Origin of the sequence: Streptomyces lonarensis (assembly GCF_012033735.1) — a bacterium.
Taxonomy (GTDB): domain Bacteria; phylum Actinomycetota; class Actinomycetes; order Streptomycetales; family Streptomycetaceae; genus Streptomyces; species Streptomyces lonarensis.
Map to the genome: position 1 here is coordinate 1 of NZ_JAAVJD010000260.1, position 7,015 is coordinate 7,015.

Genomic DNA, 7,015 nt, shown 5'->3' on the forward strand with positions numbered 1-7,015 from the left:
GGCGGGCGCTGCCGGGTCGGCGGCGCCGTCGCGGGCCGCTGCCACGCGCGCGGCGTGGGTGGGGCCGTCGGGGACGGCGGCGGGGCGCTGCCGGGCGAACTCCTCGCGGAGGGTCGGCAGGATCTCCCCGAGCAGGTCGAGCTGTTCCAGCACGGTCTTCAGCGGCAGGCCCGCGTGGTCCACGAGGAACAGCTGCCGCTGGTAGTCGCCGAAGGACTCGCGGAAGGTCAGGGTCTTCTCGATGACCTGCTGCGGCGATCCGACGGTGAGCGGCGTCTGGTCGGTGAACTCCTCCAGCGACGGGCCGTGCCCGTAGACGGGCGCGTTGTCGAAGTAGGGGCGGAACTCGCGGACGGCGGCCTGCGAGTCGCGGCGCATGAAGATCTGGCCGCCGAGTCCGACTGTCGCCTGCTCGGCCGTGCCGTGCCCGTAGTGGGCGTAGCGCCGCCGGTAGAGGTCGATCAGCCGCTGGAAGTGCTCCTTGGGCCAGAAGATGTTGTTGGCGAAGAAGCCGTCGCCGTAGTAGGCGGCCTGTTCGGCGATCTCGGGCGAGCGGATCGAGCCGTGCCAGACGAACGGCGGCACGCCGTCGAGGGGGCGCGGTGTGGAGGTGAAGCCGTTGAGCGGCGTGCGGAAGCGGCCCTCCCAGTCGACGGTCTCCTCACGCCACAGCTGGTGGAGCAGTGCGTAGTTCTCGATGGCGAGTGGGATGCCCTGCCGGATGTCCTGGCCGAACCACGGGTAGACCGGGCCGGTGTTGCCGCGGCCCATCATCACGTCGACCCGGCCGTCCGCCAGGTGCTGGAGCATCGCGAAGTCCTCCGCGATCTTCACCGGGTCGTTGGTGGTGATCAGCGTCGTGGAGGTGGAGAGGATGAGCCGCTCGGTGCGGGCGGCGATGTAGCCGAGCATGGTGGTCGGCGAGGACGGCACGAACGGCGGGTTGTGGTGCTCGCCGCTGGCGAAGACATCGAGGCCGACCTCCTCGGCCTTGACGGCGATGGCGACCATCGCCTTGATGCGTTCCGCCTCGGTGGGGGTGCGGCCGTTGGTGGGGTCGGTGGTGACGTCGCCGACGGTGAAGATGCCGAACTGCATGGGGCGCCCTCTCAGCGTGCTTGAAATTTCAACTTAATGAACGCACGACCGCCCTCGGACATTCCCACCGGGACCCCCGCCCGGCGGCTTCGCCCGGCTCGGTAGGCGCGGTCAGCCGAGCGCTTCGACCGCGAGCTTCCACGGGAAGGCGGCGGGTTCGTCGGCGCGCGGGTGGTGCGGCTCGAAGCCGCCCTCCCCCAGCAGCACCCGCACCCCCTGCTCCCGGAGAGTGGCCACCGCCTTGGGCACGGCGGGCTGGGTACCGATCGCGGTGCTCCAGTAGGGCATCGCGACCACCGGCGTCCCCAGGTGGACAGCTTCGGCCGGCAGCCCGATCGACAGCGAGTCGGTGATCCCGGCGCCCCAGCGGCAGAGGCTGGTCGTCGTCAGCGGGGCGACGAGCATGGCATCGGCCGGCGGCACGTCCGGCGCGTCCTCGTCGGGTTCGGTGTAGCGGTGGCGGACCGGGTGACCGGTCAGCGCCTCCAGCTCGTCCATCCGACCCCACCACCAGGTGGCGGCGATCGGCGAGAAGACCAGGCACACGTCCCAGCCCGCCTCCTGCGCGACGCGCACTCCACGGTCCACGAACTGGGTCGGTCCGGCGGCGGTGGCTATGAGGTACAGGACCCGGGGCATGTCCATGAGTCCACACTGTCCGGGCCGGTGTGCGCAAGTCTGCGACCACGACCAGGACGACGACCACCGCCCGCAACCGGCCGCGCACCGGGCCGTACGAAGGCGCCGCTACAAACGCCCCTCGGCCACCGCCGCCACGAATCCGACCCAGGCGCTACGCGATACGAAAGCGACGGCGTCACCCGGACGCTTCGAGTCCCGGACCGCTACCGCAGCGGGCACGCGCGCCACCTCGACGCAGTTGCCGTTGCTTGCCGTATAGGAGCTGCGCCACCAAGCGAGCTCCGGCACCGCCCCCTCGCCCCCGGGACTACGCATCCCGCATCATCTCCTTCCTCACCCGATGGACCATGGCGACGCTGTCCTCGACGGACAACGCCACCGCGGACAAGTTCTCGTAGAGGCGCCCCAGCCGCCGAACGGCGAGGGGATCGTCCCGCAGAACCGTGGTCGCCTCCGCTGATTCGGTGAACGCCACATCACCGGAGCGATCGCGATCCGTCGAGAACAGCGTGAACGCGCCCGTGCTCGCCCCTCGCGCGCCCGCACTCCAGGGGACGACCTGGAGAGTCACGTTCTCCGCCTCGACAAGCTCCGCCAGATGACTCAGCTGCGCGACCATGACCCGGGCACCGCCGACCCTCAGCCGCAGCGCGGACTCCATGAGCAGCATCTCCAGCCGCATGGCGTCGTCACCCGCCAACCGTTCCTGGCGCTGCATGCGGACCTCGACCAGCGCGTCCACCTGGTCGGGGCCGAGCGGTGCGATGCCGTCCGCGGTCACTGCGCGCGCGTAAGCCGCTGTCTGTGCCAGACCGGGCACGAAGTGGATCTGGTGCTCGCGGCAGGTGAGCGCTTCCGCCTCGAACGCCAGGAACTCGGCGTAGTTGGCGCTGATGACATCCGTGTAGGTCCGCCACCACGGCGGCAACCGTTGAGTGCTCCGCACCAACAGGTCGCGCAACTCCGCCTGGCGCTCACCGCTGACGCTGTAGACCTCCATCAGCGCGTCGAAATCGGATTTCCCACAGCCCCGCTGACCGAGTTCGACCCGCGTGATCTTGGAGAAGTGACAACCGAGTTTTCCGGCGACCTCCTCAGCAGTGAGACCGTGCCGATCCCGGAGCGTGCGCAGCTCCGCTCCCAGCCTCCGCCGCGCGGTGAGCGGCGCTCCACTCCTTGTGGCCGGCATCGCCGCACCTCCTGCCGAATGGGGGACGACGAGCGTACTCAACGAACTACCCCCCGTGCACACCCGCCGCGCAACACATGCGTGGCAATTTGCCAGGCATGTGCTTGACGATGCGCCAGTCGATGCGTGAGGCTGTTGGTGACACAGAGAGCACAGTGGGTGATGACACTCGCTGGCTCTTTCACCCCCGGAGGTGGCCGTGACCGTGAGCTTCGACGAGCAGGTGCGTCGCGAGGCCTACGGCGCGGCGATAGTGGCGGACGCCGACGAGGTGGCCTGGTGGCGCAACCGGGTGGCCGCGGTGGCGACCACGCTGGGGGCTGACCCCGCCGCCACCGACGTGGTGCGACTCGGGGTCTCGGAGCTCCTCTCCAACGTCGTGCGCCACGTCGACGACCGGCGGTGCCTGCTGAACCTGCGCCGGGAGGGGCCCTTCGTGACCGTCAGACTGTTCGACCGGTCGCGCGCGGTCCCGGCCGTCCGCGCGCCGGACTGGACTGCCGAGAGCGGGCGCGGCCTCTGGCTCCTCCGCGAGATGACCGCGGGCGTCGGCTACACCCTCACCCGCGAGGGCAAGTGGGTCTGGTTCCGCTGCCGCGTCACCACCGCCGAACCACCGGACTGACACACCGCAGCCACCACCCCGACCCCCACCCCAGCCCTCATTCGCACGCCGCACGCGGAGCACCCCCGCACGCGGAGCCCCCCGCACAGATCGCCGCACTTTCCACCGTTTAGCCCGTTTCGGTGCGGGCACTCGGCGGTTCCGACATGCGGCGGCCGGCGCCGGCGCACGCACCCGCGGCGGAGGAGGAGCGATGAAAGCAGTGGTCTACCAGGGGGCCTACCAGGTGGCGGTGGAAGAGGTCGACGACCCCCGGGTCGAGGCCCCCACGGACGTGATCGTCAAGATCACCACCAGCTGCATCTGCGGGTCCGACCTGCACATGTACGAGGGCCGCACCGGCGCCGAACCGGGCATCGTGTTCGGCCACGAGAACATGGGGATCGTCACCGAGGTGGGCTCGGGCGTCGTCCGCGTCAAGAAGGGCGACCGCGTGGTGATGCCCTTCAACGTCGCCTGCGGCTTCTGCAAGAACTGCCTCGCGGGCCGGACCGGTTTCTGCCTCACGGTCAACGAGGGGTTCGCCGGCGGGGCCTACGGCTACGTCTCCATGGGCCCGTACAAGGGTGGCCAGGCCGAGTACCTGCGGGTGCCCTTCGCCGACTTCAACTGCCTGGTCCTGCCGCCCGGCGAGGAGCACGAGGACGACTTCGCGCTGCTGGCGGACATCTTCCCGACCGGCTACCACGCCACCGAGCTGGCCGACGTCTCCCCCGGCGAGAGCGTCTGCGTCTTCGGTGCCGGCCCGGTCGGCCTCATGGCGGCCTACTCGGCGATGCTGCGCGGGGCCTCCCGCGTCTTCGTCGTGGACCGGGTGCCCGACCGGCTGCGGCTGGCCTCCCAGATCGGCGCCACCCCGGTCGACTACACGCAAGGGGACGCCGCCGAGCAGATCAAGGCGATGACCCAGGGCGAGGGCTGCGACAAGGGGATCGACGCCGTCGGCTACCAGGCCACGGTCGCGGCGGGCGAGGAGCAGCCGGCCATGGTGCTGAACACGCTGGTGGAGGCGGTGCGCCCCACCGGGATGCTCGGCGTCGTGGGGCTGTACGTGCCGGCCGACCCCGGCGGCCCGAACGAGAGTGCCCGCAACGGGCAGCTGACGTTCGCCATGGGCAGGTTCTTCGAGAAGGGCCAGCGCATGGGGACGGGCCAGGCCAACGTCAAGGCGTACAACCGCCAGCTGCGCGACATGATCATCGCCGGCCGGGCGAAGCCGTCCTTCGTCGTCTCCCAGCACCTGCCGCTGGCCGACGCCCCCGAGGCGTACGAGCGGTTCGACCGGCGCGAGGAGGGGTGGACCAAGGTCCTCCTCAAGCCCGCCGCGATGAGCAACGGCTCGGGTCGGACGATGGCCGGCGTCTGAGTGCCGGTCGTCCTCGGTGACGGCCGTCCGCCCGCCCGACCGGCGGCGCGGGCGGCCGTCAGCCCCTCGGGATCGGGAGCCGACCCCCTCAGGGGCCGACACCCTCAGGAGCCGACACCCTCAGGAGTCGACACCCTCGGGAGCCGACACCCTCAGGAGTCGACGCCTTCTGGGTCCGCCTTCGAGGGGCGACGGCGACACCCGCGCACCGGGCGCGGCGAAACACCACCGATCGGGAGGGATACCCCGCGGCACCTGGGGCAGGCGGACCGGTAACGAACAGATCACGGCCCCGAGACCACGACCTCGCCCCATCCGCACGACCCGGCCCCGCCGATCGGACGCCCCCGACCGGCAGTACGGAGCAGAAGCAGACGCGCCCACTCCCCTTCCCCCCGGTATCCGAACAGCATGTGTTTCCCCACGGATCAGGAGGATCGATGGATCTCGCCTTTCTGGAGCCCGTTGTCCGCACCCCGGGCCCCTGGGCGTCCGCCTACCTGGCGAACGTGACCCCCGGCCCCGACGCCGCCACGCATCAGGAGCTGGCCGCCCGGCAGGCCAAGGGCGCCCTCGCCGAACAGGGCGCGGGCGACGCCGAGAGCGACGGCGTCTACCGCGAGCTGAGCGAGCTGCGGCCCGGCCCGCCCGGACGCGCCGTGTTCGCCGCCGCCGGACAGGTGGTCCGCACCGTCCCGCTCGGCACCGCTCCCCCGCAGCCCGAGGCCGCCTGGAGCCCACTGCCGAGACTGACGCCCCTGGTGGAGATGGCGGAGGAGACCCGGGTCTGCCTGGTCGCCTACGTGGACCGCCAGGGCGCCGACTTCGAGCTGCGCCACTCCCGCGGCAACGAGATCGTCGGCCGGGTCGACGGCGAGGACTGGCCGGTCAACAAGACCACCAGTTCCGACTGGTCGGAACGCCGCTTCCAGACCGCCGTCGAGAACACCTGGGAGCGCAACGCGTCGGAGACCGCCGACGAGCTGGCGCGGACCGCGGTCGAGACCGAGGCGGATCTGGTTCTGCTCGTCGGCGACGAGCGGCAGCGGCGCAGCGTCCACGAGCGGCTGCCGCAGGCGCTCACCGAGCGCGTGGTGGAAACCAACCACGGCGGCCGGGCGCCGGGCGCCGACACCCCGCTCCTCGACGAGGAGGTCGCGCGGCTGCTCCGTGAGCGCCGCGAGGCCGACCAGGCCGCGCTGGTGGAGCGGTTCCGCGCCGGGCTGGCAGGCTCGGGCGGCACCCCCGCCACCGAGGGCGTGCCGGCGCTGGTGGAGGCGGCGCGGGAGCGGCGGATAGCGACGCTGCTGATCGTGCCGGGCGGCGCCGACCACAACCGCGAGGTGTGGATCGGCGGCGAGCCCGACCAGCTGGCGATGCGCCGCACCGACGCCCGCTCGCTGGGGGCGGACGACCCGCTGTCCGCGCGGGCGGACGACGCGCTGCTGCGGGCGGTGATCGCGGCCGGCGGTGATGTGGTCGTGCTGGACCCGGAGGCGCACGGGGACGGCGAACTGCCCAGCGGCGGCCTCGGCGCGCTGCTGCGCTGGGCCCATGAAGGCAACGGCAACGGCACGGGCGCGGCCACGGCCGACGACCTGGAGACGGACGAAGCGAGCGGGCAGCCGGCGACTGCTGCCGGCGGCTGAGGAGGCACCACATGCACGGCGGTTCTCACGCGGTAACGGTCCACCTCGCGGCCGAACGCGACCTGCTGGTCGGTATCGGCCCGTTCGTGATCGGGCTGTTCGTGGTCGCGGTACTGACCGGGGCGGTCTGGTACGGGATCAGGCTGCGGCGGAGGGAGTCGCCGCCACCGCGGCCCGAGGAGCAGCCGAAGCCGCCCCCCGGCGGCCCGGTCGGCGAGGTGATGGAGCACCCGGCGGAGCCCGGCTTCGCCGAGGACGGGCGGCGGCTGCGCCCCCACGAGCTGCAGCCCTACGGCTCGACGCCGGGCACCCCGGCGGACCGCGGCCCCGGCGACCGGGCCGCCGGCGGCGACCGGGAGCGGAACGCGTCGGAGCACGGCGACGGGGAGCGCGGCCACCGCGGTGGGTGAGTGAGCGTCCGGACCGCCCGGCGGTCCGGACGCGGT

Annotated in this window: 8 protein-coding genes; 4 read left to right on the forward strand and 4 right to left on the reverse strand. The window is 72.1% G+C overall.

Translation table 11 applies throughout. From position 1 onward, the window contains the following. The 4 genes from HCN56_RS22150 to HCN56_RS22165 all read right to left on the reverse strand — a co-directional run. A partial coding sequence (locus tag HCN56_RS22150; protein WP_167973890.1) for an LLM class flavin-dependent oxidoreductase occupies positions 1-1,098 on the reverse strand: 1,098 nt, incomplete at its 3' end. Positions 1,099-1,209: 111 nt separating this feature from the next. After that, positions 1,210-1,737, reverse strand: a complete 528-nt coding sequence (locus HCN56_RS22155) for a flavoprotein (RefSeq protein ID WP_376770912.1) — start codon at positions 1,735-1,737, stop codon at positions 1,210-1,212. Between the two features lie 108 nt (positions 1,738-1,845). After that, positions 1,846-2,055, reverse strand: a complete 210-nt coding sequence (locus tag HCN56_RS22160; protein ID WP_167973894.1) for a DUF397 domain-containing protein — start codon at positions 2,053-2,055, stop codon at positions 1,846-1,848. Beyond that, positions 2,048-2,929 (reverse strand): helix-turn-helix domain-containing protein, encoded by an 882-nt coding sequence (locus tag HCN56_RS22165; protein ID WP_167973896.1) that lies wholly within the window; start codon positions 2,927-2,929, stop codon positions 2,048-2,050. The genes HCN56_RS22160 and HCN56_RS22165 overlap by 8 nt, the downstream gene beginning before the upstream one ends. A 205-nt stretch (positions 2,930-3,134) precedes the next feature. Here HCN56_RS22165 and HCN56_RS22170 point away from each other — a divergent pair, with 205 nt between their 5' ends. The 4 genes from HCN56_RS22170 to HCN56_RS22185 all read left to right on the forward strand — a co-directional run bounded on the left by HCN56_RS22170 (position 3,135) and on the right by HCN56_RS22185 (position 6,979). After that, positions 3,135-3,554, forward strand: a complete 420-nt coding sequence (locus HCN56_RS22170; RefSeq protein ID WP_312871367.1) for an ATP-binding protein — start codon at positions 3,135-3,137, stop codon at positions 3,552-3,554. A gap of 193 nt (positions 3,555-3,747) precedes the next feature. Continuing rightward, positions 3,748-4,920, forward strand: coding sequence for a glutathione-independent formaldehyde dehydrogenase (locus HCN56_RS22175; protein ID WP_167973898.1), 1,173 nt, complete (start codon positions 3,748-3,750; stop codon positions 4,918-4,920). Positions 4,921-5,360: 440 nt separating this feature from the next. Beyond that, positions 5,361-6,569 carry a baeRF2 domain-containing protein gene (locus HCN56_RS22180; RefSeq protein WP_167973900.1) on the forward strand — a complete coding sequence of 403 codons (1,209 nt, stop codon included), beginning with the start codon at positions 5,361-5,363 and terminating at the stop codon, positions 6,567-6,569. Between the two features lie 11 nt (positions 6,570-6,580). Continuing rightward, positions 6,581-6,979, forward strand: a complete 399-nt coding sequence (locus tag HCN56_RS22185) for a DUF6479 family protein (RefSeq protein WP_167973902.1) — start codon at positions 6,581-6,583, stop codon at positions 6,977-6,979. The last annotated feature ends 36 nt before the right edge of the window (positions 6,980-7,015 follow it).